General features: G+C 40.5%; 28 protein-coding genes and 1 pseudogene. 19 read left to right on the top strand and 10 right to left on the bottom strand.

Annotated elements, in window-relative coordinates; translation table 11 throughout:
- Positions 1 to 50: 50 nt before the first annotated feature.
- Complete coding sequence (locus SD427_RS06795; RefSeq protein ID WP_320560518.1) at positions 51 to 521, top strand: DUF962 domain-containing protein; 471 nt, start codon at positions 51 to 53, stop codon at positions 519 to 521.
- Here the strand turns inward: SD427_RS06795 and SD427_RS06790 are convergent.
- A complete protein-coding gene (locus SD427_RS06790; RefSeq protein ID WP_320560517.1) occupies positions 518 to 1,585 on the bottom strand; it encodes a DUF2891 domain-containing protein in 1,068 nt (355 codons plus the stop codon). The genes SD427_RS06795 and SD427_RS06790 overlap by 4 nt on opposite strands.
- 272 nt (positions 1,586 to 1,857) lie before the next feature.
- Between SD427_RS06790 and SD427_RS06785 the strand changes: the two genes are divergently transcribed.
- Positions 1,858 to 2,178, top strand: a complete 321-nt coding sequence (locus tag SD427_RS06785) for a hypothetical protein (RefSeq protein WP_320560516.1) — start codon at positions 1,858 to 1,860, stop codon at positions 2,176 to 2,178.
- A gap of 685 nt (positions 2,179 to 2,863) precedes the next feature.
- Here the strand turns inward: SD427_RS06785 and SD427_RS06780 are convergent.
- Entirely contained in the window at positions 2,864 to 3,427 is a 564-nt protein-coding gene (locus SD427_RS06780; protein WP_320560515.1) for a hypothetical protein, read from the bottom strand.
- A gap of 650 nt (positions 3,428 to 4,077) precedes the next feature.
- On the opposite strand from SD427_RS06780, the gene SD427_RS06775 reads away from it, so the two are divergent.
- The 5 genes from SD427_RS06775 to SD427_RS06755 all read left to right on the top strand — a co-directional run bounded on the left by SD427_RS06775 (position 4,078) and on the right by SD427_RS06755 (position 6,761).
- A complete protein-coding gene (locus tag SD427_RS06775; protein WP_320560514.1) occupies positions 4,078 to 4,374 on the top strand; it encodes a hypothetical protein in 297 nt (98 codons plus the stop codon).
- Positions 4,375 to 4,447: 73 nt separating this feature from the next.
- Positions 4,448 to 4,837, top strand: a complete 390-nt coding sequence (locus SD427_RS06770) for a hypothetical protein (protein WP_320560513.1) — start codon at positions 4,448 to 4,450, stop codon at positions 4,835 to 4,837.
- 16 nt (positions 4,838 to 4,853) lie between these two features.
- On the top strand, positions 4,854 to 5,855 hold the full coding sequence (locus SD427_RS06765; protein ID WP_320560512.1) for a pentapeptide repeat-containing protein: 1,002 nt from the start codon (positions 4,854 to 4,856) through the stop codon (positions 5,853 to 5,855).
- The gene (locus SD427_RS06760) at positions 5,852 to 6,487 is read left to right on the top strand and encodes a nucleotidyltransferase domain-containing protein (protein ID WP_320560511.1); all 636 of its coding nucleotides are present in this window, start codon (positions 5,852 to 5,854) and stop codon (positions 6,485 to 6,487) included. The genes SD427_RS06765 and SD427_RS06760 overlap by 4 nt, the downstream gene beginning before the upstream one ends.
- On the top strand, positions 6,471 to 6,761 hold the full coding sequence (locus SD427_RS06755; RefSeq protein ID WP_320560510.1) for a hypothetical protein: 291 nt from the start codon (positions 6,471 to 6,473) through the stop codon (positions 6,759 to 6,761). Before SD427_RS06760 ends, SD427_RS06755 begins: the two co-directional genes overlap by 17 nt.
- A 71-nt stretch (positions 6,762 to 6,832) precedes the next feature.
- Here SD427_RS06755 and SD427_RS06750 read toward each other — a convergent pair whose 3' ends face one another.
- A complete protein-coding gene (locus SD427_RS06750; protein WP_320560509.1) occupies positions 6,833 to 7,210 on the bottom strand; it encodes a hypothetical protein in 378 nt (125 codons plus the stop codon).
- A 102-nt stretch (positions 7,211 to 7,312) separates the two neighbouring features.
- On the opposite strand from SD427_RS06750, the pseudogene SD427_RS06745 reads away from it, so the two are divergent.
- Positions 7,313 to 7,690: pseudogene (locus tag SD427_RS06745) on the top strand (GxxExxY protein).
- 372 nt (positions 7,691 to 8,062) lie between these two features.
- On the opposite strand, the gene SD427_RS06740 reads toward SD427_RS06745, so the two are convergent.
- The 3 genes from SD427_RS06740 to dnaA all read right to left on the bottom strand — a co-directional run bounded on the left by SD427_RS06740 (position 8,063) and on the right by dnaA (position 10,841).
- A complete protein-coding gene (locus tag SD427_RS06740; protein WP_320560508.1) occupies positions 8,063 to 8,761 on the bottom strand; it encodes an SAM-dependent methyltransferase in 699 nt (232 codons plus the stop codon).
- A gap of 38 nt (positions 8,762 to 8,799) precedes the next feature.
- Positions 8,800 to 9,258: a low molecular weight protein-tyrosine-phosphatase gene (locus tag SD427_RS06735; RefSeq protein WP_320560507.1), complete on the bottom strand. Its 459-nt coding sequence runs from the start codon at positions 9,256 to 9,258 to the stop codon at positions 8,800 to 8,802.
- 128 nt (positions 9,259 to 9,386) lie between these two features.
- The gene (gene dnaA / locus SD427_RS06730) at positions 9,387 to 10,841 is read right to left on the bottom strand and encodes a chromosomal replication initiator protein DnaA (protein WP_056215185.1); all 1,455 of its coding nucleotides are present in this window, start codon (positions 10,839 to 10,841) and stop codon (positions 9,387 to 9,389) included.
- Between the two features lie 136 nt (positions 10,842 to 10,977).
- Between dnaA and SD427_RS06725 the strand changes: the two genes are divergently transcribed.
- From SD427_RS06725 to SD427_RS06705, 5 genes are all read left to right on the top strand, one after another.
- Positions 10,978 to 11,406, top strand: coding sequence for a thioesterase family protein (locus SD427_RS06725; protein WP_320560506.1), 429 nt, complete (start codon positions 10,978 to 10,980; stop codon positions 11,404 to 11,406).
- A gap of 14 nt (positions 11,407 to 11,420) precedes the next feature.
- On the top strand, positions 11,421 to 12,269 hold the full coding sequence (gene pheA, locus SD427_RS06720) for a prephenate dehydratase (protein ID WP_320560505.1): 849 nt from the start codon (positions 11,421 to 11,423) through the stop codon (positions 12,267 to 12,269).
- 337 nt (positions 12,270 to 12,606) lie between these two features.
- Positions 12,607 to 13,356 carry a hypothetical protein gene (locus SD427_RS06715; RefSeq protein ID WP_320560504.1) on the top strand — a complete coding sequence of 250 codons (750 nt, stop codon included), beginning with the start codon at positions 12,607 to 12,609 and terminating at the stop codon, positions 13,354 to 13,356.
- Between the two features lie 125 nt (positions 13,357 to 13,481).
- Positions 13,482 to 15,704, top strand: coding sequence for a DUF2339 domain-containing protein (locus SD427_RS06710; protein ID WP_320560503.1), 2,223 nt, complete (start codon positions 13,482 to 13,484; stop codon positions 15,702 to 15,704).
- A 113-nt stretch (positions 15,705 to 15,817) separates the two neighbouring features.
- Positions 15,818 to 16,258 carry a hypothetical protein gene (locus tag SD427_RS06705; protein ID WP_320560502.1) on the top strand — a complete coding sequence of 147 codons (441 nt, stop codon included), beginning with the start codon at positions 15,818 to 15,820 and terminating at the stop codon, positions 16,256 to 16,258.
- 49 nt (positions 16,259 to 16,307) lie between these two features.
- On the opposite strand, the gene SD427_RS06700 is transcribed toward SD427_RS06705, so the two are convergent.
- Complete coding sequence (locus SD427_RS06700) at positions 16,308 to 17,585, bottom strand: replication-associated recombination protein A (protein ID WP_320560501.1); 1,278 nt, start codon at positions 17,583 to 17,585, stop codon at positions 16,308 to 16,310.
- 193 nt (positions 17,586 to 17,778) lie between these two features.
- Here SD427_RS06700 and yidD point away from each other — a divergent pair, with 193 nt between their 5' ends.
- From yidD to SD427_RS06685, 3 genes are all read left to right on the top strand, one after another.
- A complete protein-coding gene (yidD, locus tag SD427_RS06695; protein WP_320561029.1) occupies positions 17,779 to 18,018 on the top strand; it encodes a membrane protein insertion efficiency factor YidD in 240 nt (79 codons plus the stop codon).
- A gap of 445 nt (positions 18,019 to 18,463) precedes the next feature.
- A complete protein-coding gene (lgt, locus tag SD427_RS06690; protein ID WP_320561028.1) occupies positions 18,464 to 19,312 on the top strand; it encodes a prolipoprotein diacylglyceryl transferase in 849 nt (282 codons plus the stop codon).
- A gap of 245 nt (positions 19,313 to 19,557) precedes the next feature.
- A complete protein-coding gene (locus SD427_RS06685; protein WP_320560500.1) occupies positions 19,558 to 20,994 on the top strand; it encodes a serine hydrolase in 1,437 nt (478 codons plus the stop codon).
- A gap of 226 nt (positions 20,995 to 21,220) precedes the next feature.
- Here the strand turns inward: SD427_RS06685 and SD427_RS06680 are convergent, their stop codons facing one another.
- Positions 21,221 to 22,732 carry an NAD(P)H-hydrate dehydratase gene (locus SD427_RS06680; protein WP_320560499.1) on the bottom strand — a complete coding sequence of 504 codons (1,512 nt, stop codon included), beginning with the start codon at positions 22,730 to 22,732 and terminating at the stop codon, positions 21,221 to 21,223.
- Between the two features lie 187 nt (positions 22,733 to 22,919).
- On the opposite strand from SD427_RS06680, the gene mscL reads away from it, so the two are divergent.
- Positions 22,920 to 23,309: a large conductance mechanosensitive channel protein MscL gene (gene mscL / locus SD427_RS06675; RefSeq protein WP_320560498.1), complete on the top strand. Its 390-nt coding sequence runs from the start codon at positions 22,920 to 22,922 to the stop codon at positions 23,307 to 23,309.
- Positions 23,310 to 23,378: 69 nt separating this feature from the next.
- Here the strand turns inward: mscL and SD427_RS06670 are convergent, their stop codons facing one another.
- Together SD427_RS06670 and SD427_RS06665 are read right to left on the bottom strand one after the other, a co-directional pair.
- Complete coding sequence (locus tag SD427_RS06670; RefSeq protein WP_320560497.1) at positions 23,379 to 24,338, bottom strand: D-2-hydroxyacid dehydrogenase; 960 nt, start codon at positions 24,336 to 24,338, stop codon at positions 23,379 to 23,381.
- Between the two features lie 64 nt (positions 24,339 to 24,402).
- Positions 24,403 to 24,810 carry a phosphoheptose isomerase gene (locus SD427_RS06665; RefSeq protein WP_320561027.1) on the bottom strand — a complete coding sequence of 136 codons (408 nt, stop codon included), beginning with the start codon at positions 24,808 to 24,810 and terminating at the stop codon, positions 24,403 to 24,405.
- 356 nt (positions 24,811 to 25,166) lie between these two features.
- Here SD427_RS06665 and idi point away from each other — a divergent pair, with 356 nt between their 5' ends.
- Together idi and SD427_RS06655 are read left to right on the top strand one after the other, a co-directional pair.
- Positions 25,167 to 25,673: an isopentenyl-diphosphate Delta-isomerase gene (gene idi / locus SD427_RS06660; protein WP_320560496.1), complete on the top strand. Its 507-nt coding sequence runs from the start codon at positions 25,167 to 25,169 to the stop codon at positions 25,671 to 25,673.
- 4 nt (positions 25,674 to 25,677) lie between these two features.
- Positions 25,678 to 26,154, top strand: coding sequence for a hypothetical protein (locus tag SD427_RS06655; protein ID WP_320560495.1), 477 nt, complete (start codon positions 25,678 to 25,680; stop codon positions 26,152 to 26,154).
- Positions 26,155 to 26,165 lie beyond the last annotated feature (11 nt).

Raw genomic sequence — 26,165 nt, 5'->3', positions numbered from 1 at the left:
GCGGAGTGATTGCAAAAATTTATTATTTTAGTGTTTTCCAAATGACCGGTATGAGAAAAATTGATTTGCTGTTTGCAGAATACGCAGAAAGCCACAGAAACGCCACCAATAAACTGATCCACTGGGTCTGTGTCCCGCTGATCTTCTGGACGATCCTGGGATTTATCTCGCTGATCCCTTCTAAATCTGTCTGCTTCATCTACATCGGTTGCATCAGCTACGTAAGCCTTGCTGCCATGGCCCTGGTGACCGTATTTTACATGAGGCTTTCTTTTTTAATCGGCTGCATCATGCTGGTCCTGATGGTCATCATGGAAAGTTTTGCCTTCGGCGTAAATACCCGTACCGAAAAACCCTGGCTCGTTTACCTTTCGGTTTTCGTGGTTACCTGGGTTCTGCAGTTTGCAGGGCATAAGATCGAAGGGAAAAAACCTTCCTTCCTGAAAGACCTTCAGTTCCTGCTGGTCGGGCCCATCTGGCTGCTGAGCTTTATCCTGAAAAAGGCAGGCATTCGGTATTAATCTTCCAGTGCATAGACGGCAAAACTGGCCAGCCAGTGGTCTCCGCCGTAATTGCCCTGAAACAGCAGGGGAAGCCCGTTGGATAAAAACACCTGCGCGGTTTTCCGGAACTCCTTTTTCAAAGGATGGCCGTCCGGCAGTGCATCTGCAATCCCTTTCATGCACCACGCTTTAGAGAAAGACAGCCCTACAAGATGAACGGTCTGGTAGTCCGACAGGTCGCTTACCACAGGAATTTTCTCAATATTTTCCAGGCTGCGCTTATTGTAGAATGCATCCAGCCACCGGACAAATTCTTTCTGCGGCAGCACCCTCCGCATCAGGTCGGCAATTTCCAGGCTGGGCGAAAAGAAATCGGAGCCGTCAGGTTCAAGGTAGGCCGGTGTCTTTTCGTCTTTCAGATAGAAATACTTTGCTTTTTCCAGCAGCTGGTTTTCAAAATCTTTGTCTTTATTCGCTCTCGCCCAGTCGATTGCAAAGGCCATGGCGAAAGCGGTATTGGGATGAACGCCCGTCCGGTTCGGGTAGGTCTGCTTGGGCAGGTAGGCTTTCCATGAACTCAGGATTTTATCCGTTAACGGCTTTAAGTTCTGATGCCAGGTTTTTGCTTTCAGGTGGTTCCAGGTGGTCAGTTCTTCATCCAGTTTCAGGAGCCACGCCCAGCCGTAGGTTCTTTCAAAGGTGGTAGCCAGCTGGTATTGGGTGAAATAATTCGCTTCCGCCTCCAGGTTTTCTTTCCGGAAGGACTCGTCCAGTATCTTTTCAATGTCTTTTGATATCGCCAAACCCGGTTTGGTTTTCAACAGCCGTAGCAGCATCCAGTGCCCGTGTACGGAGCTGTGCCAGTCGAAACAGCCGTAAAAACTGGGATGCAGCTGCTTCGGGCTTAAGGAAGCCTCTCCTGCGTTATTGATGATGTGTGCGGTTTTGTTCGGGTATTCCTGGCTGATGCAGTGCAGCGGTTTTTCCGCCAGTTTCATGGCCATGGCATCGGTCAGTTCCGGGACTTCCTGTGCATATAGCGAAAACGGAAATATTAACGCGGCTAAAAGGCTGTTTTTCATCTGATAAAAATAGAAAAATATCTGGTTGGTTGGAGTGGTAAGGGTAATGATTTGAAATGGTATTGAAGAGGATGCTTTTTTAAGTTAAAATTATCTTTCTGCATGTTTGTTCTGTTCATTTTGCCTTGATGCAAAACGAACCAAAAGATCAAGACCCGGATTCTTCCGCTAAAAATAAATCCTGTTCACTGAAAATTCTAAAACTTATACACACTGGTATTTGTTTTCAGTTCAATATCATAGCCGCGCTTCAAACATAAATTTGCGTTTGTTTGTTTTTTAACGCAAATGTTATCTTTTTGTCTATTTTATCTGTTCATTTTGCCTTGATGCAAAACGAACCAAAAGATCAAGACTTGGATTCTTCCGCTAAAAATAAAGCCTGTTCACTAAAAATTCTAAACTTGCGTGATAATCGTGTTTTTTCTTCGGTTCAAAATTGGCCTCACGCTTCAAACACTAGAATTTTCTTAACGTTCACAGGCTTTATTTTTTTTACGCTTCAGACTCCTATGTCGTTTTTACCGGCAGTCGGTGGGATAACTTTTTGCTCATTATTTAAAGTTTATTTTAATATGAACAATAAAAATTAAAGATTTTTAAGAGCTTAAGTGTTCTTCTATCTGTTCATTTTGCCTTGATGCAAAACGAACCAAAAGATCAAGACCTGGATTCTTCCGCTAAAAATAAATCCTGTTCTCTGAAAATTCTAAACTTGCGTGATAACCCTGTTTTTTCTTCGGTTCAAAATTGGCCTCACGCTTCAAACACTAGAATTTTATTAACGTTCACAGGCTTTATTTGCCTCTGATTGTTTATACAATTAATGAATCGGCGAACCTCTCTGAGGTTTTTTTAACGCTTCAGACTCCTATGTCATTTTTACCGGCAGTCGATGGTGTAACTTTTTGCGCATTATTTAAAGTTTATTTTAATATGAACAATAAAAATTAAATATTTTTAAGAGCTTAAGTGTTCTTCTATCTGTTCATTTTGCCTTGATGCAAAACGAACCAAAAAATCAAGACCTGGATTCTTCCGCTAAAAATAAATCCTGTTCACTAAAAATTCTAAACTTGCGTGATAACCCTGCTTTTTCTTCGGTTCAAAATTGGCCTCACGCTTCAAACACTAGAATTTTATTAACGTTCACAGAATTCATTTTTTTAACGCTTCAGACTCCTATGTCGTTTTTACCGGCAGTTGGTGATGTGGTTTTAGGTTTTATTAACTTATTTTTTGTGTTTATTTTTATGTTTATTACTGTAAAACAGTTCTTTAAGACACGACAGGTGGATTTATGATGGCCGGGACGTTGTTCTTATGGTCTCTCCTTTCCAGGATCAGCTGTGCGGCATCCAGCATTTTATTCAGGTGGATGAACGGCGTAATGATATTGCCTTCCGGGACATTGTTGAAAGTGCCGAGGGAGAAATATACTATATCTGCCAGGAAATGATCAAAATCCCTGATGGTGAATTCGCTGAACGCTTTTTGAAATGCCAGGAACGGATTTCTGAATTCGTCCTCCGAAAGGGAACCCAGCATCAGATGCAATACCGGTTCTGCCGGAGCATGGATTGCCCATTTTTTTGATTTGAACTGCAGACCATAGCCGGCCCGGACAAACGAACGGAGCGACAGGTAGAAATGGAAGACCACGGACGGGTTGTCTTTCATCAGGACTTTCCGGTTCTGGGCGTACTCCATTATTTCATACAGCCTGTTTTTGGCGGCTGCCGGATCATGGAACTGGAAAAAGGTGTCCATCAGGCTGAGGGCGGAATGTTTCCTGTGTTCCGTCCAGCCTCCGGATTCAAAATCTATGTTTTTCTTTTTCATGGCAAGATGTTTTTTTGTGTTGAGAGCCTGCCGGTTTTGCGGTTACGGTTTGGGCAGGTTGCAAGCGGGCGGCCGTCCCGGAACGGCTGCGCCTGCAGTGGTTTTTCATCATTTGTGTTTTGTATGGCATATCTCCTCCCCTGCCCTTTCTTCATGTGCTTTTGCAGAAAGAGGTTTTGGTTGGATCAGTGAATAGCTTAGAAGCCCTGTCAGTTTTTGGTCATTGAGCCTGTGGAAGCCCCGCAATAGGTTGTACACCCTATCGTTCCGTGTCATTCTGAATGCAACGCAGCGAAATACATTACCGCATCTATATTTTAAAAAGCAGGCTTAGAATAATTGCAGAATACCGGACGGCATGAAAATAAAACGGCATGGAACTCTACTTATCGAACAGAGGCACTGGTATACCTGACAACGATAAGAGAGCCCACGCCTAGGTCGTGAGCATCTTACTTATCCTCTCGTTGTCTAAAAATTACCAGTTTTCTGTTCGAGATTCTAAGCAATAGCTTCTATTGTTTTTTGAAGTATCGCAAAGTTACATTGCTGTAACTTATGATGCAAATATAATAAAAAAAACAATCATTCGCTATAACGAACAGTAATTTTATTAATAATCTTTTCATTTGGATTAAATTTTTAACTCAATGAAAAGCAAAGAAGACTTGAATAATAAGAATGCACTTGTCAATAAACATCTGTGCAATTTTATTGAAAGTAAATTTCTTCGCGAATACCACGATCACGAAGGTAAAATTATTTCACAAAATAAGTATGCTAAACTCTGTGGAGTTACATCTTCCACAATTTCAAAGTTAAAATTATCTCAAGGATACGATATTCCGATGTCAACAATATATAATATTCTTAGACATGAAGGATATTCACTAGAAAAATTCTTCAGAGAATTTGAAAGTGTAAAAGGTATTAATATACCTGATTGAATTTTCTTATATTCACATTTCGTTTAATACAATTAGCTACTAATAAACATTAAAGCGAGCAAAAACTAATAATATGGAAGAAATTGAGAGAGTAGAATTATTATTCAAAATTCCAATATCGAAAATTATAGATTTTAGTAATCATGTGGAAATCTATTCGCAAAATCAATCTATAGGATCAATTCCATATGTAATTGATTCAAAAAATAAAAGGCTATACGATAAAAGTGAAATTATGAGAAATAACTTAAATTGGAATAAAATCTATCTAAATAATCAAATAGAGATTAAAGTTGCAATTAAAAAGTTGTTAAATATTGAAGATGAAGATATAAGAATCAATTTAGGCACATTTAGAAATTTATATATTAATAATGAAGATAACCAATATATTGCTCAAATTCATTGCTTTTACGAAAAGGAAATTTGGGTCGTACGTAAATTATCGAATATTGTTAAATAAATGCTACTTGGACTTTATGAAAAAAAATAATACACCTGAAATTGAAAATGAAAATGAAAATGAAAATAATGAGTTTGAAAATAGAATCACATCTTTAAATTTAGATAAACAAAAAGATGATGAAAAAATAAAAATTTTAAAATGTCAATATCTTTCAGCTGAAAGTAAATTAGTACCATCAGGAAGAATTGAAAAAAAAGATGTCAAATTTTTTAGTAATACTTTTGAAATTATTGAAAAGAAAAGATTCTTTTATATTGAAGATATAAAATATATCAATTATCTATTTACTCGTGCAGTAGCAACAGATTTTATTTTTAAAAATGTAGATTTCTCAAAAACAATGTTTGATAATTGCTATTTGAAAGATTGTCGATTTATTAATTGTAAATTTGAAGGGGCGAAGTTTACAAATAGTAATTTGCAAGGTTCATATTTTGAATTATGCAATTTCGATTATGCAATATTTGAAAAAACTTTTGTAGACGATGAAATATTCGAATGCTCGCCAAAGAGAATGAATTTAAAATATAAATTTGCAAGAGCATTAAAATTAAACTATACTTCTATAGGAGATTTTATAAATTCATCTAAAGCTGTCAGTTTAGAGTTAGATGCGACAAAAAGTCATTTAAAAGATAGCTGGTTATCAGGGGATTCGTTTTACGGACCAAAATATGCCGGACCCAAAAAAAAGCTTGATCAATTGTTTAAATGGCTAAAAGTTATTTCTCTTGATTTTATATGGGGCAATGGTGAAAGTCTAAAAAAACTGATTGCATTTAATTTTTATATTTTTTTATTATTAACAATTATTGATATTTTTACTAGTGAAAGTAAATATGGTATCTTTGATTTTTTAAAAACGCTTTTTGTAAATATACCATCTATTTACTTTGGATTGGAAGTAAATGATATGACTTACTCGAATTATATCTTATTACCATTGACAATATTAAGATTAGGCAGTTTTGCTTTATTAATGTCAATTATAACTAAAAGATACAATAGACGATGACATGTATTTATATTTTTGGTTCATTAGTAAGAGGTGAGGTTGATCAATATTCGGACACTGACTTATTACTAATTAGTGATAATAAATTGTTTAAAGACGTTGATTCTGATAAGTTTTCATTATACACACCAGATAGAATAAAAGAATTATATAATGAAGGGAATCCATTTGCATGGCATTTGTACTTTGAATCTAAACTAGTTTATTCCTCTTCTGAATATGATTTTTTAAGTCAAATTGGAAAACCTTCTGAATATAAAAATTGTAAAAATGATTTGTTAAAATTTAAAAATTTATTTGATGAAAGTATCATTTCCATAAAAGAAAATAATTATTCATTAGTTTTTGACTTAGCAATGATTTTTTTAGCAATTAGAAACTTCGCTACCTGTTATACATTGGGTTGTTATCAAAGACCTATTTTTAGCAGATTAGCTTTTGAAAAATTAGATGATAATTATCTCATATTGGATGATAGAATTAAAGAATTATTAATGATGTCCAGAATAAGTTCAACAAGGGGAATAGATTATATTATTAAGGAAGAATACCTATCTTTGTTCAAATTAGATATAGAAAGGATTAATGAATGGTTTAACAAAATTATGAGAAAATATGAAAGCGGAATTTAATAGCAGAGTTGATCTACAAAGAGAAGTTATTAAGATTATTAATAAAAAGCCTTTGAAAAGTCAATTAACAGGTCTATCAAAACCTGCTATTGACAAATGGCTATCTATTAATAATATTTCAAATGAATTATTGCAAAAAATCTTGGTAAATATTTCAGAGAAGCTTTTTTTTATAGCGAATAAAAGTCAGGATCATATAACTGAAGAGTATAAAAATTTGCAATTAAGTGTAAGAGAAAACATTCTTGAACTCAAGAAAATTATGCAATCTTAAAATAATAAAAAACTCCGGATGCCACTGACATCCGGAGTTTTTATTTTGCGCTTATCTTAATATGATATTATTTAAGCATTGAAATGTTCCTTTACTTTTTCCAGCACCTGCTCTTCAGACATCTGCTGCGCGGTATCCAAAGTTACCTTTAGGTCTTTGAACTGGGCCGTTTCGTGAAGGTGTTTCTTAAATTCTTCCTGAACGGTTCCGGGGCCCGTTACATATACTTCCTGGGAATTGATTAACAGGTGTTCTATTTCTTTAAAAAACTTTGCTCGGTTGGTTCTTTCTGCATTGTTTCCGGCGTTTTCGCTGGAGTTACCGTGCTGTACTTCCGCTTTTACAGGGCTGCATAAGAAAAATTTAAAGGCATTCTGGGCATCATGGTTTTTTACGACGATGGCTTTTTCCGTATCCATCCACAGTCCTGCTAATTTTTTGTCTGACATAATTGTTTTTTTTTAAGTTGTATCCATGTACTGACAAGAATAATGCTAAGCATATGTTAAGGGCATGTTAAATATATTTATATTCGAAAAAACATACCTGCTATGAATGAAAATGATATTTCTTACCTGATCCGGAAATGTATCTTCACCGTATACAATACACTGGGGCCGGGACTCCTTGAATTGGCATATCATAAAATACTGATCTAAGAATTACAAAACAACGGACTTTCTGTATAATCTGAACTGATACTTCCCGTATGGTATGACGGGAAAAAATTCGACCTGAATTTCAGAATTGATATTCTGATAGAGGATAAAGTGATTATCGAACTTAAATCGGTCAGAAATTTAGAAGATATTCATTATAAACAGTTGCATGCTTATCTCAAGCTGGCTGATAAAAAACCGGGCATTTTAGTCAACTTCAAAACTCATAATATTATGGATGGAATTAAACGGGTGGTTAATAATCTGTAATTTTCCGGGCTCATATTATTATATTTATATATGCTCACAGATGCTTATATACAATATATATCAGAATCTGTGTAATCTGCTTAATCAGCGGGAGACAAAAATAAACCTGCTGGATATATACACTCGCAGATTGGCAGATTTCTTAATTTCAAACAGTAAAAAAAGATTTGCGTAATCCGCTTAAGCAGTGAGAGATAAAAATAAGCCTGCTGGATATATACGCTCGCAGATTGGCAGATTGAGCAGATTTCTTAATTTCAAACAAAAAAAAAGATCTGCGTAATCCGCTTAATCAGCGGGAGATAAAAATTAATCCCGCTAAAAATATACGCTCGCAGATTGGCAGATTGAATAGATTTTTAAGTCTTCAATCTATTTCCCCAATACAAACACCGCGGGGATTTTATGGAGTTCCGGTTTCTGCTTCTGCCAGTCTTTGATGGTTTTGGTTTTGATGAATTCCTGATCGGGGTCATTGATATTGGCGGCGATACAGAGTTTGGTGTTTGGGGACAGAAATTTGAACAGGTCTTCCAGCAGCGGGTTATTGCGGTACGGGGTTTCCATAAAGATCTGGGAATAGCCTGTTTTCTGCACCAGGCCTTCCAGGTGCTGCATCTGCTTTTTCTTCTCGCTTCGGTCTATCGGGAGATAGCCGTTAAAGGTAAATTCCTGCCCGTTGAACCCGCTTGAGATCAGCGCGAGGATAATGGAGGAAGGCCCGGAGACCGGAACCACCCGGATATTTTTTTCATGGCACCATTTTACGATCAGGTTGCCCGGATCGGCAATGCACGGAAGCCCGGCTTCTGAAAGCAGCCCGAAATCCTGCCCTTTCAGCATGAGCTCCTGTGCATCTTTAATGTCTTTGCTTTCCGTGTATTTGTCCAGAAGGAATAATTTCAAATCCGACTGTTTTTTCTCCGGCGCAAAGAACTTCACGACTTTCCGGGCGGTTTTTTCATTTTCCACGAAGAAATAATCGGTCTGCATGATGTACTCCGTGATAACGGGAGCGAAGTGCGTAACGGATGTATTTTCCGAAAGATAGGCGGGGAGTAAAAAAAGCATTTTTTCTGAGTTATGAGTGGTGAGTTGTGAATTATAAGTTATTTGGCCTGTGCGTTTAACCGGCGGGCAATTGCTTCGCAGCCGCGGTCCAGGATGCGATATACGTTTTCAAATTCTTCCCTGTCGCCCCAGTACGGGTCAGGGACTTCGGCATTGCCGTGATCGCCGAGCACCTCCATAAACAGGGAAATTTTCTGCCGCTGTTCTTCATTCCGGGCTTTTGAAATCACGTCTTCCATCACATCAAGATCCATGCAGTAGATCTGATCGAAATTTTCAAGGTCTTCTGATGTAATGGGCCTTGACCGCTGTTTTGAAATGTCAATCTGATGGGCTTCGGCGGTTTTCAGGGCCCTCGGGTCCGGATGCTTTCCTTCATGCTGGGAAATGGTCCCGGCGGAATCCACATGGATGCTTTCAGGAACTTTCGTCTTCATGATCCCTTCTGCCAGAGGGCTCCTGCATATATTTCCGAGGCAGACCATTAATATCTTCATTGTTCAGCGGTTTAAGCGGGGAATACCCGTTATTTTATTTTCTCTTACAAAACTAAACAAAAAATGAAGAATATCTCTATTCTCCATTTTTCATTATTTAAATTGAACTACTTCTTGTTGTTTACTGTTTACTGCTTGATCCTTTCGGATAATTCCTTAACGTATTTCTTCACCTCTTTATCGATTTTGGAAACATCCTTGATCGTATCACAGGCATACATTACCGTGGAGTGGTCTTTCCCGCCCATTTCCTCACCGATTTTGGTGAACGTGGCATTGGTAAGCTCTTTGGCAAAATACATGGCCAGCTGCCTCGGAAGCGCGATTTCCCTTTTTCTGGTCTTGGATAAAAGCTGCTCTCTCTTGATCCCGAAATAATCGCACACCACTTCCTGGATATACGGAATGTTGATGATTTTTTTCTGGTTGGCCGCGATTTTGCTGATGGTATCCTTTAACAGCTCCAGGCTTAAGTCTGACTTATAGATGGTTGAATAAGCGATTACCGAATTGATGACCCCGATCAGCTCACGTACGTTTGTTTTTGCTTCGGAAGCCAGGAAGTCCAGCATATCGTCTGTTAATACAATCCCGTCCCTGCTCAGCTTATCCACGATGATCTGCCTCCTGGTAGAATAATCCGGGGATTTGATTTCCGCAGAAAGCCCCCATTTGAAACGGGAAACAATCCGGTCCTGGATATCCATGATATCTGCCGGCGCCTTATCGGAAGTCAGGATGATCTGTTTTCCGTTCTGGTGCAGGTAATCGAAAATATGGAAGAAACTGTCCTGCGTAGCAGACTTCCCGGAAAGGAACTGGATATCATCAATAATCAGTACATCCACCATCTGGTAGAAATTGGCAAACTCTGTCTGCTTATGCGCTTTTGCGGATGAGATAAACTGTTGGATGAATTTTTCTGAAGAAAGGTACAGCACCACTTTATCCGGGAACTGGCTCTTTACTTCAAGGCCTACCGCCTGGCCCAGGTGGGTTTTCCCTACGCCGTACCCTCCGTATAAAAACAGCGGGTTGAAGGCAGTGGCACCCGGTCTTTTGGCAATTGACCTCGCCACGGTAGCGGCAAACTTATTGCTTTCCCCTTCTACATAATTTTCGAAAGAGAAATCTGATTTTAGGTTGGAATCAATATTCACCTTTTTAATCCCAGGGACTACGAAAGGATTTACAATATTGGAAGAGAAGCCCTGCGGCATGGTTTCCTGCATTTTCGGGGTAGGAACCGTCTTCCCTTTCATGTTCATGGTAACGGGTTTCTCCAGCCCGGAAGGCTTGTTTTCCATTACCGAATACCACAGCTTTACGCCTTTTCCGATGTTTTTTTTCAGGGCAGCGGAAAGAAGGGAGAGGTAGTTGTCCTCAATATATTCTTTGTAAAAATCACTCGGCACCATCAGCGTAAGGTTATTGTCAACCAGTGAAACCGGCTGAACCTTATCGAACAGTAAATCGAAAGATTTTTCAAGTTTTTTCAGATCAGAATTGTCTTCAGCTGCGTTCAGGTTATCGCGCATAAACTGAAGGCACTTCTGCCATATCATCATTAAATTTTCACCCATAATTATGCCCCGATTGATTCTTTGTTAGTACTCATTTTAGAAGGATGACAAAGGTCTCATTTTTTTATTTTAAAAAAAAATATTGCGCTTATTGATTATTTAAAAATATATTTGTATGCATAATTATGCATTAAAAATGATATATACAAAACACTCATTACGAGTACGTTACGGAGAGACAGACCCCATGAAATACGTCTACTACGGCAATTATGCAGAGTACCTCGAAATTGGCCGCGTAGAACTTTTCAGAAGCATCGGAATGTCCTATAATGAGATTGAGAATCAAGGAATTTGGCTCCCTGTCTCGGAGTATAAAATTAAGTACCTGCGCCCTGCTTTTTATGATGAGAATCTGGAAATCCATACGTATGTAAAAAAAATCCCCGGGGTAAAAATTGAATTTGAATATGAAATTTTCAATGAAGCGCAGATTAAAATTACCGAAGCCTCCACCACCCTCTTCTTCCTGGATGCCAAAACCAATAAAGTGATAAAGTGCCCGGACTATCTGATGAAGCTGATTGAAGAAAACTGGAACCCCTCAACGGGAATAACACCGTAAAATAAATCCCAATTATGAAAATTGCATTCTTGGGCCCGCAGGCCAGTTTTACGCAGCTTGCCGCCAGCCGGCTTTTCCCGGACGCAGCGCTTCTGCCGCAGGCCCATATTTTAGACTGTTTCCTCGCCGTAGAAAACGGAACAGCGGAAAAAGCCGTAGTCCCGCTGGAGAATTCCATTGAAGGGACGGTTTCCATGACGCTGGATTACCTGTATCATACGCCCGGCATAGGCATTGAAGCGGAAGCCGTTATGCCGATTGCCCACCAGCTGATGGTTCACCCCGATTGTGATGTTGACCATATTACAAAGATCTATTCCCATCCGCAGGCCCTGGCCCAGTGCTTCCACTTTCTGGATGAAAAATTCAGCCATGCCGAGAAGCAGGAATATTCTTCAACGGCAGCAGCGGCTAAACATGTTGCGGACCATCCTGAAAGGAACCTGGCCGCAGTAGCCAACCCTTTTGCGGCTGACCTGTACGGATTGAAGATCATACACCGGAATATCCAGGATTCTGACCAGAACCATACCCGTTTTATCATTATTTCCAAAGGGTTGAAAACATATGACAACAGCCGTCTTAAGGCGATGGGTGAAAAATCCGGGCTACTGATCACCCTGCCGGAAGACCATGCAGGCGGCCTTCATCAGGTACTCTCAGTTTTTGCATGGCGCAGGATGAACCTCAGCAAAATAGAATCCCGGACACTGAAAACCGGCCTGGGCAATTATTTTTTCTTTATTACCGTTACGGGAAAGTGGGAATCTGCACTGCACAACCATGCGCTGGAAGAACTGAAAGCCCTGGATGCGAAAGTCACGTTTTTGGGAAATTATAAAGCGTTTATCCTGGAAAATTGAACGTTCAGCCTATTTAACGGTAAAAAAAGTATGGCATACCACACCCGTTTAATCTGAATGCAAAAAGTGGAGTAATTTTTTAATAAATTACTGATTTACAATAAATTATAATTACAAAACCGGAATACCACGTCATTTTGTTTAAAATTAACCATAATTCCATTTTTAGTTTATTATATTCAACACAAACCCTTTAATATTGCATAATACAGAGAAATAAAAGGATAAATGATTAAAAATATTTAATAACAGAACTGCAGTTTGCATAATATTTGTTATCTTTCAGCTGAAAACTACTGAGATAACATTACTGATTTATTAACTAAATTTTTAAAACATGAAGACCAAAATTTGTAGTGCATTACTGGCTGTAATGTCAGCTCCCTTTTTCGCGCAGAATGCTGGAGTTGGGATTAATACTACTAACCCGCAGGCCACTCTAGATGTTAACGGAACTTTAAAAATCAGGGATACCCCTTCTGCTCCTTCGCTGCCGGGATATCAGATTTTAGCAGTGAACCAAAACACGGGCGGTGATTTCCAGGTATCTCAGGTAGACCCCCAGCTCATTGCCAATGCGGTAATCAGCCAGATGAGCACGACTACCGGTGTAAGCACCTCTGTGTATTCGGCACGGAAATCAAGCGGCATCAATCTTATCAACCTGGGCGTGCTGCCCAATGGATTCAGGCCGGTTAACTTCCTGACCTCGGAGAGGATAATGGGTACCACTGCCGTATTTTCTGATACGGACAATACTTATGTAGTTCCTACAAACGGGGTATATGCTGTCGGCTTTTCATTCCGCTACGGAACCGGCCTTCAGGGAGCCTTGCTGACCAATGCTCCGGGCGTTGCCGTCCTGAGAAACAGGGCAGGGACATATACTTTGATTGACGCCCGATCTTTCAGCGGCGCCAACCTGGGCATATTAAGCCTTACCATTTCAGAATCCAGTGTCAACAACCTTTTTACCTTCCAGGCCGGGGACCGGATTTCTTTCGGGCTTACCAGTGCTTCAGTACTTGATGCAGGATTGCTGGGAACCAGTACCACCTCTTTCTACATTTATAAAGTATCAAACTAAAAACATATGTAACTTAATTTTACATCATACCCGTTATCATAATCCACCGTACATTCCTGTATGGTGGATTATTTTAAGGCCTTAGCAAACATTTCATTATATTTGGTATTCTAAAAAAACGAAAAATGATGTATTTCCTGATCATTATATTAATCTTTGTCATTTTCGTTATTTTCAACCATCTGAACCACAGGGTACGGCGACTGGAAAAGGAGATTTCTGAGCTCAGGAAAGAATTTAACGGCAGTACGGCCCGTAAGATCAAAGGGATCAATGAAAATGAAACGGCAGAAGCCGTACAGCATCAGGGACAGGATCAGGAGCTGTCCGCTGCACCATCCGGTGTCCTGCTGCCGCAAGACCTGCCTCATCCGCCTCAAAATGACCGCCTCCGTATTATTGCTGAATTCCTGAAGCAGAACGCATTAACCATAACCGGGATTTTTACACTTGTTCTCGGAATCGGGTATTTTGTGAAATATGCCATTGACAGGAACTGGCTAGGAGAGACGGCAAGAGCGGCCATCGGTTTTGTGGCCGGAGCTGCCCTTATTACCGTCAGCCATTTCCTGAGGAAGAATTACTCTGTTTTTTCATCTATTGTTACAGGCGGAGGGGTTGCGGTCTTTTACTTTACCGCAACCATCGGGTTCAGGGAGTACCATTTGTTCTCACAGAACACGGCTTTTTCCGTTATTTGCCTGATCACACTGGTTTCCCTATCCCTCTCCTACTACTATAAAAGCGAGACCTTGATTATTTTCTCTTTATCCGGCGGTTTTCTGGCTCCGCTGATGATCAGTACCGGAGAAAGCAACTATCTTTTTTTATTCACTTATATCACCGTCCTGAATATCGGGATGCTGGCCATCGCTTTCTTAAAAAGCTGGAAGAGCGTCGGCTGGATCGCGTTTTTTTTTACCAGCATCTACCTGCTGTTCTGGACCGTTGAAAAAACCGAAATTTCCGGTGTCTATTTTTACCTGGCCGGTTACCTTATTTTCTACTTATTTGCTTTACAGCATTACTTTAAAAAGGAAATTCTGACGTCTTCTGATATTTTAATGCTTGTACTGGTCAATTTTACAAGCATCACCGGCCTGGTATATATTTTTAATACTTTGCAGTACGGGCCTGTTATCATTTTCCCGGCCGGTTTTGCACTGGTTAACCTGGGGCTGCTTTTCCGGGAATATTCCCGGAAGAACTTCGGCGTACCCTACTCCGTTTTTACAGGAATTGCTGCAGGGCTTATGACGGTTGCATTTGCCTTGCAGTTTCAGGCGCATTTAATTACGAGCATATGGGCTATTGAGGCGACATTACTTCTTTTTATCTGGAAGAAAACGGGCCATGCTATTTTCAGATCATGTTTCTATGCCCTGTTTCCATTGGTTATCATCGCACAGATCATCAGCTGGGCTGCCTATACTAATGCCGGACACCTGGCTATACTCTTCAACCCGGTATTCCTTACAAGTTTTATCACAATGGTGACCACTTTTGTCAACCTGATTTTACTGAGAAAACATACCGGGAATGACAAAGGTGCTTATCTGTTTGAAAAAATATTTACCGTCATAAGCGGCCTGATCATTTATCTTGCTTTCCTTTTTGAAATGGTATATCATATTGCATCAAAACCTCAGACGGTGATTTTCAGCATGGCCATGCTTTTCAGCATCTGCTATGTTTTCCTGCTGCTGATATTGCGGAAGAAACTGAAATTGGACACCCTTCCGGAAAAACCGCTCCTTTACCTGTTTTTAATCCTGATCATTATCAATACCTCAACAGCAGGTACGGGGCTGGTTTCTGATTATTTCATAGAAAAAATTCCTTCAGCTTATTATATGGCATACCTGTTTTACAGTATTCCTTTTGTATATACACTGGTAAAAATCCTGCCGGCTTTAGATTTTTTCAGCACCCGGGTTTCCTACTGGCTTGTTGCCACTGCTGCCGTAACCGCAGTAAGTTTTGAAACTTATCATCTGTATGCAATTTTTAATGCCCCTGATTCGGACCTTATAAAAACCGGCAGGCATTTCAGCATGCTGTACCTGCCTGTCATCTGGGCCATTGCCGCCAGCATCTTTATTTACAAAGGACTCAGGACTCATAAAAAGGAATACAGCAGGGCCGGATTTTCACTCCTGGCATTGATGATCCTAAAATTATATGCTTATGATGTCTGGGAAATGGACAATGTTTCCAGGATCATCGCTTTTATTATACTGGGAATCATCTTACTGTTCAGTTCGCTGATCTTTCAGAGACTAAAAAAGATCATCAGCAATATCGTGGATAATAAAAATGAACATTCGCATGAAAAACCAGGCGAATAATAACAAAATTATATTATTTACCACCATCGGTTAAATTATCGCAAAATTTTATTCATATTTTATAAAAAAATACTATATTTATCACGTTTTTAATCGTTATTCATTCCAATATTATGAAAAAATTACTTTACTCATTTTTACTGCTGTCTTCTGCCACTCTTTTTGCACAGAAAAGTCCTCAGGCAAAATTTGCAGTTGCCAATGATATTGTAGGAACGGCAGATATGTTCACTGCCAATCATAAAAATGCCATCCAGAGTACGCGTACCTATAAAACGGCAGCGGAACTTCCGCAGAATCTTAAAAAGTTCAGTTACATTGCAGACAACGGGCTGGTAGAATATAAACTTAAGAACGGCATGAGTGCACTTGACAGGCTTACGCTTTCTGATGTCAACATCCAGTTCGGGCTGCCGAAAGAAACCCCGGTTCTGATTGACGGATATGAATTTACCAATACGGACACGCTAGTATACGGTGATATCCTGTACAATATGGAAGCTGTGGACCATAACGGTAAAAAAGCCGTATCGATTACCACAACAAAGAAATAATTTCTCAGATCATATTTAAATGAAAGGATGCTCAGCTGAGCATCCTTTTTCAGTATTTACCGGTCCATTTTTTCTTAAGTTCCTCATAGATCTTTTTCTCCGTGGCATTGTTCCCCGGCTGATAGAGCCTGGTTTCCCTGATCTCTTCCGGAAGGAAATCCTGATCTACAAAATTCCCTTCATAGGAATGGGCATATTTATACTCTTTGCCGTAATCCAGGTCTTTCATCAGCTTGGTCGGTGCATTTCTCAGATGCAGGGGCACAGGCAGGTTGCCGGTTTTTTTCACCAGCGCCAGCGCTTCATTGATGGCCATATAGGCAGAATTGCTTTTCGGGGAAACCGCCAGGTATACCGCTGTCTCGCTTAAAATAATCCTTGCCTCGGGATTCCCGATGACATTCACAGCCTGGAAACAGTTATTGGCAATTACCAGTGCATTGGGATTAGCCAGCCCCACGTCTTCCGCAGCAAGGATCAGCATCCTCCTGGCAATGAATTTGATATCCTCGCCTCCGGCAATCATTCTGGCAAGCCAGTACACGGCACCGTTGGGATCGCCTCCGCGCATGGATTTGATGAATGCCGAAATGATATCATAATGCTGTTCGCCGTTCTTATCATACAGTGCCATGGCTTCCTGCAGGACTTCCAGCACCGTCTCATTTCTGATTTCAGTTACTGAGGAGTTTTTATACTGGTTCAGGACCAGCTCCACAGAATTGATCAGCTTTCTCGCATCGCCGCCGGAATACTGGATGAATGCCTCTTTTTCAGCAATCCTGAAATCCGTTTTTTCATCTTTATTAAATCTTTCCAGCGCAATATCGATGAGCTCTTCAAGCTTCTCATAGGTAAGAGATTTCAGGATATACACCTGGCTCCTGGAAAGCAGTGCCGAAACCACTTCAAAGCTTGGGTTTTCAGTAGTAGCACCAATTAAGACAATCCACCCCTTTTCAACCGCATGTAGCAGGGAGTCCTGCTGGGATTTGTTGAACCGGTGGATTTCATCAATAAAAAGAATCGGGGATTTTCCGGAGAAAAGGTTCTGCTTTTTGGCATCTTCTATCACATCCCGCACATCTTTCACCCCGGAAGAAACGGCAGAAAGCTTGTAAAACTTCCTTCCTGACTGTTCTGAAACAATTTCAGCCAGCGTAGTTTTCCCTGTTCCCGGAGGGCCCCAGAAAATAAGTGAATTCAGGGAATTGTTTTCGAGCATCTTCCGGATGGTGCCTTTTTCACCCGTAAGGTGCTCCTGTCCCAAAACATCACTCAGTGTTTTGGGCCTTAATTTTTCAGCTAAAGGAATATTTTGATCCAAGGTTGTTCAGATTTAATTGACATATTTTTTAGCTTGGGAACAACCGTAGATTTACGGCCGCCGGCTTTTCGGTTTTACCATTCGGCAGACACCGGAATTTATCCGGCAAACAGGCCACTGAAATCCCCAAACTTCTAACAAATTTAAACTAATTTTCAATTTTTTAGCCTATTTTTGCATTGTTTTGAAACTTATACCCAATAAAATAATCACTTTCCCCCTGGTAATACTGATCAGATTTTACCAGTGGTTTATCTCGCCCTTATTGCCTAAAAACTGCCGGTATGAGCCTACCTGTTCGCATTATATGGTAAAGGCACTGCAGGTTCACGGTATTTTCAAAGGGTTCTGGATGGGATTGAAAAGGATTTCAAGATGCCACCCGTGGGGAGGAAGCGGCTATGACCCCGTTCCGCCGAAACATGATCATTAAAAAACAAACTATTAAAAAAATAGAAATGAGTAATATTTTTTTCAGATTTTATCTCGTATTCTTTGCGCTGGTTACCCAGTCTTTCTTTGCGCAAAATTACCCGGACGGAATGTCTGATGCTACTTTAAAGGTGAACGCCGCCGATATTCCCGTTAAGGTTTATTCCACTACGGAACTGGGAGACCTCAATGTGTTCCCGGACAGGAAAGTCAGCGGAAACTTCCTGGTCATCCTGAACGAATCTAATTTCGAGCCTGCTTATTTTAATTTCAGTGCCTTGACGCTGGCTAAGTTCAAAGAGGCGAAATACCAGTTTCTGGATAAGAATTTCAAGCCTGTGGAAGCTGCACCGACCAAAGAAAACATCAAAAGCTTCAGGTATGCGGTAAAAACAGACAAGCTGCTTACTTCCGGCGATTCCGTTAGCCTTGAAACTACCTATAAAATCTGGAACCCTTCCAAAGGAATCGAGCTGGGGCCTGTTACGCTCCACTTTTACAGCTTAATGTTCATTTTCGCGTTTGGTTTCGGCTATGTTTTGATGAACAGGATTTTCAAAATTGACAATATTAACCAGAAATACCTGGAACCGCTTTTTACCTGGACCCTGATCGGAACCATCCTGGGCGCCAGGATGGGGCACGTGATCTTTTATCAGCCGGAGCTTTTCAAAGAAGATTTCTGGAGTGTATTTCTACCGATAAGCACCAAAAACGGCTTTAAATTCACCGGATTTTCCGGACTGGCAAGCCATGGCGCTACGATTGCCCTGATTTTTACGACCCTGTATTATTCATTTAAAATCATCAGGAAAAACCCTTTCTGGGTATATGACCGCCTGGGAATTGTTGTCTCTCTGGGAGGCGCATTTGTGAGGCTGGGTAACTTTTTCAACTCTGAAATTATTGGCAAGCCAGTAGACCCCAACTCTCCTTTTGCGATTTTGTTCCCGCAGCAGAGCAGCGAATACGGGCTTACCGTACCAAGGTATCCGGCCCAGTTATTCGAAGCTTTCGGATATGTCTGCCTGTTTGTTTTATTATGGATTCTATACAGGAAAACCAATAAGAAATACCAGCAGGGATGGCTTTTCGGCCTCTTCTTTATTATCCTGTGGGCCATCAGGTTTTTTGTAGAATTCCTGAAAGAGCCTCAGGGTGATGAGTTTATCCGGATCGGAGGATTGAATACGGGTCAGGTCCTTTCTATTCCTTTTATGATTGCAGGCGTGGTGATTATGGTCATTTCCAAAAAGTTCACCATCACGAAAGAAGAAAACGAAAAACCGGATTAGGTATATATTTATAAAGTTCTGAAGCCGTCAATTATCCGGCGGGTTTTCATAAAAAGCAGGTTGTATCATTACAGACCTGCTTTTTTGTATGGTTATATTACTCTACCCGTACTACAATTTCAAGTATCTGACAGGAACGGCGGGAAAGCTGATCCGTTTAAGAAAGATATTCGCCGATGAAATATAAAAATTTGTTTTTATATTTTCCGGTGTAATGAAAAGTATTGCAGGATTGTTTTAATAAGATGAGAACCTACTTATTGCTGCTGTTCATTTCGTTACAACTTTCCGCTCAGCCAGCTAAAGCCTTTGTTGATGAGATCATTCATAGAGAAATGAAAGAAAGGAAAATCCCCGGAGTAGAGCTGGCAGTTATTCAAAATGGCAGGATCGTTCTCAGCAGATCCTATGGAACTGCAAATTTACAGTATCATATCCCGGTAAGCAATACCTCTGTTTTCCCGATCAACTCCAATACAAAAGTTTTCACCGGTGTTGCCGTGATGCAGCTGGTAGAACAGGATAAAATCAAGCTTGAAGATCCTATAAGCACCTATCTGGATGACCTCCCTACTGAATGGCAAAAGATCACTGTTGACCAGTTGCTAACCCATATTTCGGGATTGCCCGAGATCCTGAAACTCCTTGATCCGATGACGGGGAATATCGGCCCGTTAAAGACCGAGGCCGCCATCTGGGAAAAGCTCAAAACACTTCCCCTGGAATTTAAAACAGGGGAACAATTCAGCTATAACCAGACGAATTACTATTTGTTAGGCAAAATTATTGAGAAACTTACCCATATGCCCTTTGCCGATTTCTTCGAAAATAAACAGTTCAGAATTGCACATCTTAAAAATACGGTATTCGGAGATTCGAGAGATCTTATTCCAGGTTATGCACCTTCCTACCGCTACAACAGCTTCTCTGACGGAAAGAAAGGTGAAACCCTACTCACCAATACCTACACCGAATTTCCGGATTTTACCCGCACCGGAGCCGGCCTTAACAGTACGGCAGAAGATATGGCAAACTGGATCATGGCCCTGCAAAACGGCAGGTTATTTCAAAAGGCATCAACTCTGGATAGGATGTGGTCACCAGGTAAATTCAATAACGGAACGCCTACCGGCTGGGCACGCGGCTGGGGAATCACTAAATTCCGGAAAAACCATAAAGCGATCGGAATGTCCGGCGGAAACCGATCAGCCATGCTGGTCTATCTGGACGACCACCTGGCGATTATTGTATTAACCAACCTGGCAGGAAGCGCTCCCGAAGATTTTATTGAGGAAATTGCCGGATGCTACAATCCGGATATAACGAAAGCAGATCCACTCACCTATTTAAGAAAAAGCCTGCGGGAAACAGGGTTTGACAAGGCTGTTGAATTTGTGAAAAATGAACAAAAGGCAAATCCTGAATTTGATCCCAAAGAAGACGAACTCAATAACTGGGCATACCGGATGATGGCAAACGGTCAGCAGAAAGAAGCTTTGGAGATTTTCAAGCTCAATATTCATCTGTTCCCGGAAAGCTGGAACGCCTATGACAGCTATGGAGAGATATTGCTGAAAATGGGAAACAAAATTAAAGCCGTTGAGATGTATAAAAGGTCGATTGCATTAAATCCCGACAATGAAAACGGGAAAAAAGTCCTGAGTCAGATCATTTCGAAATAAAACGTCATAAAGAACATTTTTTACCGGTTGCTGTCATTCTTTGTTCTGATTTTTGAAAAGCTGTACAGCAACCAATAAAGAACATTATTTTCACCGGACTTCAGGTGAAGCTGCCGGCATATTATTTCTTTTAATAAAATCCTTTTACACTAATTCTCACTGCCGGCAACCTTAACACCGGCTGAACCCTGTTGTACGATTCCTATTTTCTTTTATCCCCGATTTATTAAAGCATCCGTGCCACTTTTCTTTCCAGTTCTTCGAAAACATTTCCGAATGACTGAATAACATCTGTGGGAAGCATTGCTTCCTTGGAATACTTTTCACAAGCATATTGCGCTGCTTTCCCATGAAACCAGACCCCTAAAATGGCGGCTTCTTTTTCAGGATAATTCTGTGCAAGGAAAGAGGTTAAAATACCGGTAAGGATATCCCCGCTTCCGCCTTTCGCCAATCCGGAATTCCCGGTGATATTGTAAAAAACCTGTCCCTGCGGGGTAATAACCTGCGTGTGGTGGTCTTTCAGGACAATATAAATATCCAGTTCCTTTGCTTTCTGCTTTGCCAGGTCCAGTCTTACAAAAGAATTTTCGGTTTCCCCGAACAGCCTTTCAAATTCTTTGGGATGCGGTGTAATAACAGATTTTTCAGGAATCAGCGCTATATTCTTAGGATCTTGTGAGATAATATTCAGGGCATCGGCATCCAGGATCAGCGGCTTTGCATATTCCTTTAAAAATTCCAGAAACTTTTCTGCTGTTTTTTCGTGGGTTCCCAGGCCGGGCCCGATTCCCAGGGCAGAATTTTCACCGGCTTCAAAAGTTTCGATAAAATCAGTTCCGCCTTCTATAAACATAGCTTCAGGATTCACCGTCTGAAGGATTTCATACCCGCATTTTGGTGCCAGCGTAAACGTAAGGCCCGCTCCTGTTTTCAATGCGGCCCTTGTTGCCAGAACCGCTGCGCCCATCTTTCCGTAACTTCCCCCTATTATAGTAACTTTCCCGTATGTCCCTTTGTGGGAAAATTCATTCCGGGGCCTAAAAATATCTTTAACCATGTTATGAATAACAAATTCATCGGTTGGGGTTTCCGAAATGTAATCTTCACTCAGGCGGATATCCAGAATATGGACCTTGCCTGCATATTTTCCGGTTTCAGGGTGGAGAAATGTCCTTTTCCAGAACTGGAAACTCAGCGTATGGTCTGCCCTGAAAATCGTAGGATGATGAGGAGAAATTTTATCCGCAAAAAGCCCGGAAGGCATGTCTACGGAAATCTTGATATTGTTCTGCAGGTTCAGAAGCTCAACCAATTCTTTCAGTTCACCCTGCAGATCCCTGGACAGCCCGGTCCCTAAAAGCGCATCGATAATTACCGTCCTGCCATCAAAACGGTAGTTTTCAGCTTCTTTAAGATCCCGGATCGAGATCCCTGAAATTTCTTTTAAACTTTTAAAACTGCTCTGTGCATCAACAGAAAAACCGGTTCTCGGGTTGGTAAATACGTCTACATCAAAACCTTTAAGATACAGCATTTTAGCAATAGCAAAACCATCACCTCCGTTATTGCCGTTCCCGCAGAAAACGGCAAAGTTCCTGTGGTTGTTACAGTTTTCGGAGATCCAGTCTACACAGGACTGGGCTGCCCTTTCCATTAACTGAATGGAGGCAACAGGTTCATTTTTTATGGTATACAGGTCACAATTACGGATCTGCTCTGCTGTGAAAATCTTCATTCAACTGATTTTACAGGCAATTTACAAAAGAAATTTTAACCTGCCATAAAACAGAAACGGAACAGCAGATAATGTGGTATTCTTATTTCACAGTTATTTATTCCTGTTTTAATATAAAATGGCAGAAATTATATTTTCCTTTATTTTAAAATACTATTTTTGTAAGGTAACACATTAAAAATTAATTATGGGATTTGTAAAAGAATTTAAGGAATTTGCATTTAAAGGCAATGTCCTGGATCTGGCAGTAGGTGTCATTATAGGTGCCGCATTCAGTGCTATTGTAAAATCATTTGTGGATGACATTATCACTCCGCTCCTGCTGAATCCTGCACTGGAGAGAGCCAATGTAAAAAATATTGCAGAACTTTCATGGGAAGGTGTTAAATACGGAAATTTCCTGTCATCCGTCATCAGTTTCATCATCGTAGCCCTTGTTTTATTCCTTCTTATCAAAGGCGTGAACAGCCTGAACAGGAAACCGCAGGCAGCACCGGCAGCACCGGCAGGTCCTACGGAAGACCAGAAGTTACTGATGGAAATCCGGGATTTACTGAAAAGTAAAAACAATATATAAAAACAAAGCACTTCGGATCATATAATATGAAATGAAGTGCTTTGTTTTTTATTTGAATATAGCTGATGATCAGTGAATCTGCAGAATGCTTGAGATCTGTTCAGCCAGTGAAAGCCCGATCCTGTCCTGGGCTTCCAGTGTTGATGCCCCTGTGTGCGGGGTTAATGATATGTTTGAATGGCTCAGAATAGCTTTTGAAGGCGTAGGTTCATTGATGAACACGTCCAGTCCTGCAAATTTTACCTTTCCTGAATCCAGGGCTTCGATTAAAGCAGTCTCATCAATAACACCGCCTCTTGAGCAGTTAACGATCGCCACACCGTCTTTCATCATTTCAAATTCTTTTTTACCGATCATATATCCGTCTTTCTGGGCAGGAACATGAAGCGTGATAAAATCCGAGTGCTGCAGAACATCCTGAAGCGGTTCTGTCTCAATATCCACATTGATGAACTGCTTATTGTAAAAAGTAACTTTGATGGTTGCTTTTCCCACATTGCTGTCTGCCGCTACCACTCTCATTCCCAGTCCGAGGGCAATTTTCGCCACTTCCTGACCGATTCTTCCCATCCCTACGATCCCGATTGTCTTTCCTTTCAGCTCAATACCGGCAGCATATGATTTTTTTAAAGCAGCAAACTCCGTATCTCCCACTACAGGCATTTTCCTGTTGGAATCCTGTAAAAACCGTGCCCCTGAGAACAGGTGGGCAAAAACCAGTTCTGCCACCGATTCTGAAGAAGCCGAGGGCGTATTGATCACATGGATCCCTTTTTCACGGGCATACTCCACGTCTATATTATCCATGCCTACACCGCCTCTCCCGATGATATCCAGTGAAGGGCAACTGTCAATGATGTCCTTTCTTACCTGTGTTGCACTGCGCACCAGAACGGTACGGATCTTATGTTCATTGATATATTCTACGAGAAGCTCCTGCGGAACTTTTGCGGTAATTACCTCGAAGCCTTTTTCAGTAAGGGCATCGATACCGGACTGATCCAGGCCGTCGTTTGCTAAAACTTTCATAAACTTTTATTGATTTAGAAATTGTTAAATGATTAATTAATCGTTTAATCTGTATATTAATTTTTTAATCTTCTTCTCTGAATACCTCAATCGTTACCTGTTTTTCAACAAGATCCGTGAATTTTCCTTTGTACCGTGTGGCCCTTACCAGGTGGTTGTCTATCCAATGGTAATTCCCGCCCCTCGGCTTTCCGCATAAAACACTGTGGTAACGGAACCCGTGTTTGTCCAGCCATTCTGTGGTAATCTGCTTCAGGTCTTCCGTTCTGGAGGTAAAAAAACAGATCTGATGCCCTTCATCATACCATTTGTTGATGGTTTCCAATGCGTCGGGAAAAGGTTCGCAGGTTACCATTCTTCCGGGTTCTTCGTTGGGAACATCTTCTGTAATGGTTCCGTCGATATCTATTAAATAATTTTTTACACCATCCTTAAGAATCGGACTGATGTGCTCTTTATACTCTAATTCCATCATAAAAAAATTGAATAACAAAGTTATGTTTTTTACACTAAAAAGGCTTGTTAAACTTAATTTATATTGGTTTTCTTAATTAAAATCTATTATTAAGGGGATCATTTCAATAATTTGGACGCTGTTATACTGATATGATTAAAAATTTTCTTTTCGCAATTATCGTATAATCTTATCATCGATAACCGGAATCCTTTATTTTCAAAATCATCTGTCTATTTAAATATTATTAATACCTGGGTCATCATTATCAAAATAATCCATGCATTAACAGTCCCTAGCTGCCGGAAATTCAAAAACAATGATGTTTAACCAAAAATTTCCAGAATACATTTATTACACTTACATTTGTAGAAATGGAATTTGTAGTTTTAGTAACCCCTGAAGATAAAGTTCTCGGCTCTATGGAAAAGCAGCAGGCCCACGTCAACGGCCTGTTACACCGTGCTTTTTCCGTATTTTTATTTAACGGCAAGGGCGAAATGCTTCTGCAGAAAAGAGCTTCCGGAAAATACCATTCCCCTTTAAAATGGACCAATGCAGTCTGTTCGCATCCAAGAATTGAAGAAACCTACTTTGAGGGTGCCCGGCGCCGGCTGAAGGAAGAACTGGGAATCGAAGTAGAGCTTTCAGAAAAATTCAGCTTTATCTACAAAGCGGATGTGGGAAACGGGTTATGGGAACATGAGCTTGACCATGTTTTCACCGGGACTTTTGAGGATGGATTTATGCTGAACGAAGACGAAGTGCATGAAGTGAGATTTATCACCATGGAAGATCTTGATAAAGAAATGGCTGAACATCCTGATAACTTCACCGAGTGGTTTAAAATCATTCTGGAAGAATATAAGCACCAACTTTAATACGATGAAAAAAATACTGTCCGCACTGTTGTTCTGTATAGGATTTTTCCTTTTTGCGCAGTCTGTGCCTACAAAAGTATATGAAAGTCCGAATTACTCGGTTGCCTTTCCGGACGCATGGAAAGTGACCGACGATAATGGCATCGTCAATATTTTTCCGGACAGCCATATCGGTGCCATCACCATCTCAGAATACCACGACCTGAATCTGCCGAAAACAGAAACCAAAAAATTTATTCTAGCACTGTACCGGTCTACGGATGATGAGAAAAAGGTAACCAGCAGGAACGGTAAAAAAGGATACACGGAATATTTTTATGAATATGCGGATGAAAAAGAAAAGCTGGTCTGGCTTACCCGGGTTTTCCAGAAGGACAAGGACCTTTTCCTGGTTTCGGTAAACTGTAAACAGAAATACTGGAACGGAAATTATATGAAGCTCTTCAACGAGGCTTTTGAAAGTTTTAAAATTAAACAATAGAAATAAAAATT

Origin of the sequence: Chryseobacterium sp. JJR-5R, assembly GCF_034047335.1 — a bacterium.
Lineage (GTDB): Bacteria > Bacteroidota > Bacteroidia > Flavobacteriales > Weeksellaceae > Chryseobacterium.
Note: the sequence above shows the minus strand (reverse complement) of the source record. Positions and strands in the feature narration are given on the sequence as shown.

Bases quoted from the DNA above. Each gene is read 5' to 3' on its own strand.
- SD427_RS06780 (WP_320560515.1), bottom strand. From the start codon at position 3,427: ATGAAAAAGAAAAACATAGATTTTGAATCCGGAGGCTGGACGGAACAC.
- SD427_RS06715 (WP_320560504.1), top strand. From the start codon at position 12,607: ATGAAGACCAAAATTTGTAGTGCATTACTGGCTGTAATGTCAGCTCCC.
- SD427_RS06790 (WP_320560517.1), bottom strand. From the start codon at position 1,585: ATGAAAAACAGCCTTTTAGCCGCGTTAATATTTCCGTTTTCGCTATAT.
- dnaA (WP_056215185.1), bottom strand. From the start codon at position 10,841: ATGGGTGAAAATTTAATGATGATATGGCAGAAGTGCCTTCAGTTTATG.
- SD427_RS06710 (WP_320560503.1), top strand. From the start codon at position 13,482: ATGATGTATTTCCTGATCATTATATTAATCTTTGTCATTTTCGTTATT.
- SD427_RS06680 (WP_320560499.1), bottom strand. From the start codon at position 22,732: ATGAAGATTTTCACAGCAGAGCAGATCCGTAATTGTGACCTGTATACC.
- SD427_RS06740 (WP_320560508.1), bottom strand. From the start codon at position 8,761: ATGCTTTTTTTACTCCCCGCCTATCTTTCGGAAAATACATCCGTTACG.
- SD427_RS06775 (WP_320560514.1), top strand. From the start codon at position 4,078: ATGAAAAGCAAAGAAGACTTGAATAATAAGAATGCACTTGTCAATAAA.
- mscL (WP_320560498.1), top strand. From the start codon at position 22,920: ATGGGATTTGTAAAAGAATTTAAGGAATTTGCATTTAAAGGCAATGTC.
- SD427_RS06795 (WP_320560518.1), top strand. From the start codon at position 51: ATGAGAAAAATTGATTTGCTGTTTGCAGAATACGCAGAAAGCCACAGA.
- SD427_RS06735 (WP_320560507.1), bottom strand. From the start codon at position 9,258: ATGAAGATATTAATGGTCTGCCTCGGAAATATATGCAGGAGCCCTCTG.
- SD427_RS06655 (WP_320560495.1), top strand. From the start codon at position 25,678: ATGAAAAAAATACTGTCCGCACTGTTGTTCTGTATAGGATTTTTCCTT.
- SD427_RS06665 (WP_320561027.1), bottom strand. From the start codon at position 24,810: ATGGAATTAGAGTATAAAGAGCACATCAGTCCGATTCTTAAGGATGGT.
- SD427_RS06750 (WP_320560509.1), bottom strand. From the start codon at position 7,210: ATGTCAGACAAAAAATTAGCAGGACTGTGGATGGATACGGAAAAAGCC.
- SD427_RS06685 (WP_320560500.1), top strand. From the start codon at position 19,558: ATGAGAACCTACTTATTGCTGCTGTTCATTTCGTTACAACTTTCCGCT.
- SD427_RS06765 (WP_320560512.1), top strand. From the start codon at position 4,854: ATGAAAAAAAATAATACACCTGAAATTGAAAATGAAAATGAAAATGAA.
- SD427_RS06725 (WP_320560506.1), top strand. From the start codon at position 10,978: ATGATATATACAAAACACTCATTACGAGTACGTTACGGAGAGACAGAC.
- idi (WP_320560496.1), top strand. From the start codon at position 25,167: ATGGAATTTGTAGTTTTAGTAACCCCTGAAGATAAAGTTCTCGGCTCT.
- SD427_RS06755 (WP_320560510.1), top strand. From the start codon at position 6,471: ATGAAAGCGGAATTTAATAGCAGAGTTGATCTACAAAGAGAAGTTATT.
- SD427_RS06705 (WP_320560502.1), top strand. From the start codon at position 15,818: ATGAAAAAATTACTTTACTCATTTTTACTGCTGTCTTCTGCCACTCTT.
- SD427_RS06770 (WP_320560513.1), top strand. From the start codon at position 4,448: ATGGAAGAAATTGAGAGAGTAGAATTATTATTCAAAATTCCAATATCG.
- SD427_RS06670 (WP_320560497.1), bottom strand. From the start codon at position 24,338: ATGAAAGTTTTAGCAAACGACGGCCTGGATCAGTCCGGTATCGATGCC.
- pheA (WP_320560505.1), top strand. From the start codon at position 11,421: ATGAAAATTGCATTCTTGGGCCCGCAGGCCAGTTTTACGCAGCTTGCC.
- SD427_RS06760 (WP_320560511.1), top strand. From the start codon at position 5,852: ATGACATGTATTTATATTTTTGGTTCATTAGTAAGAGGTGAGGTTGAT.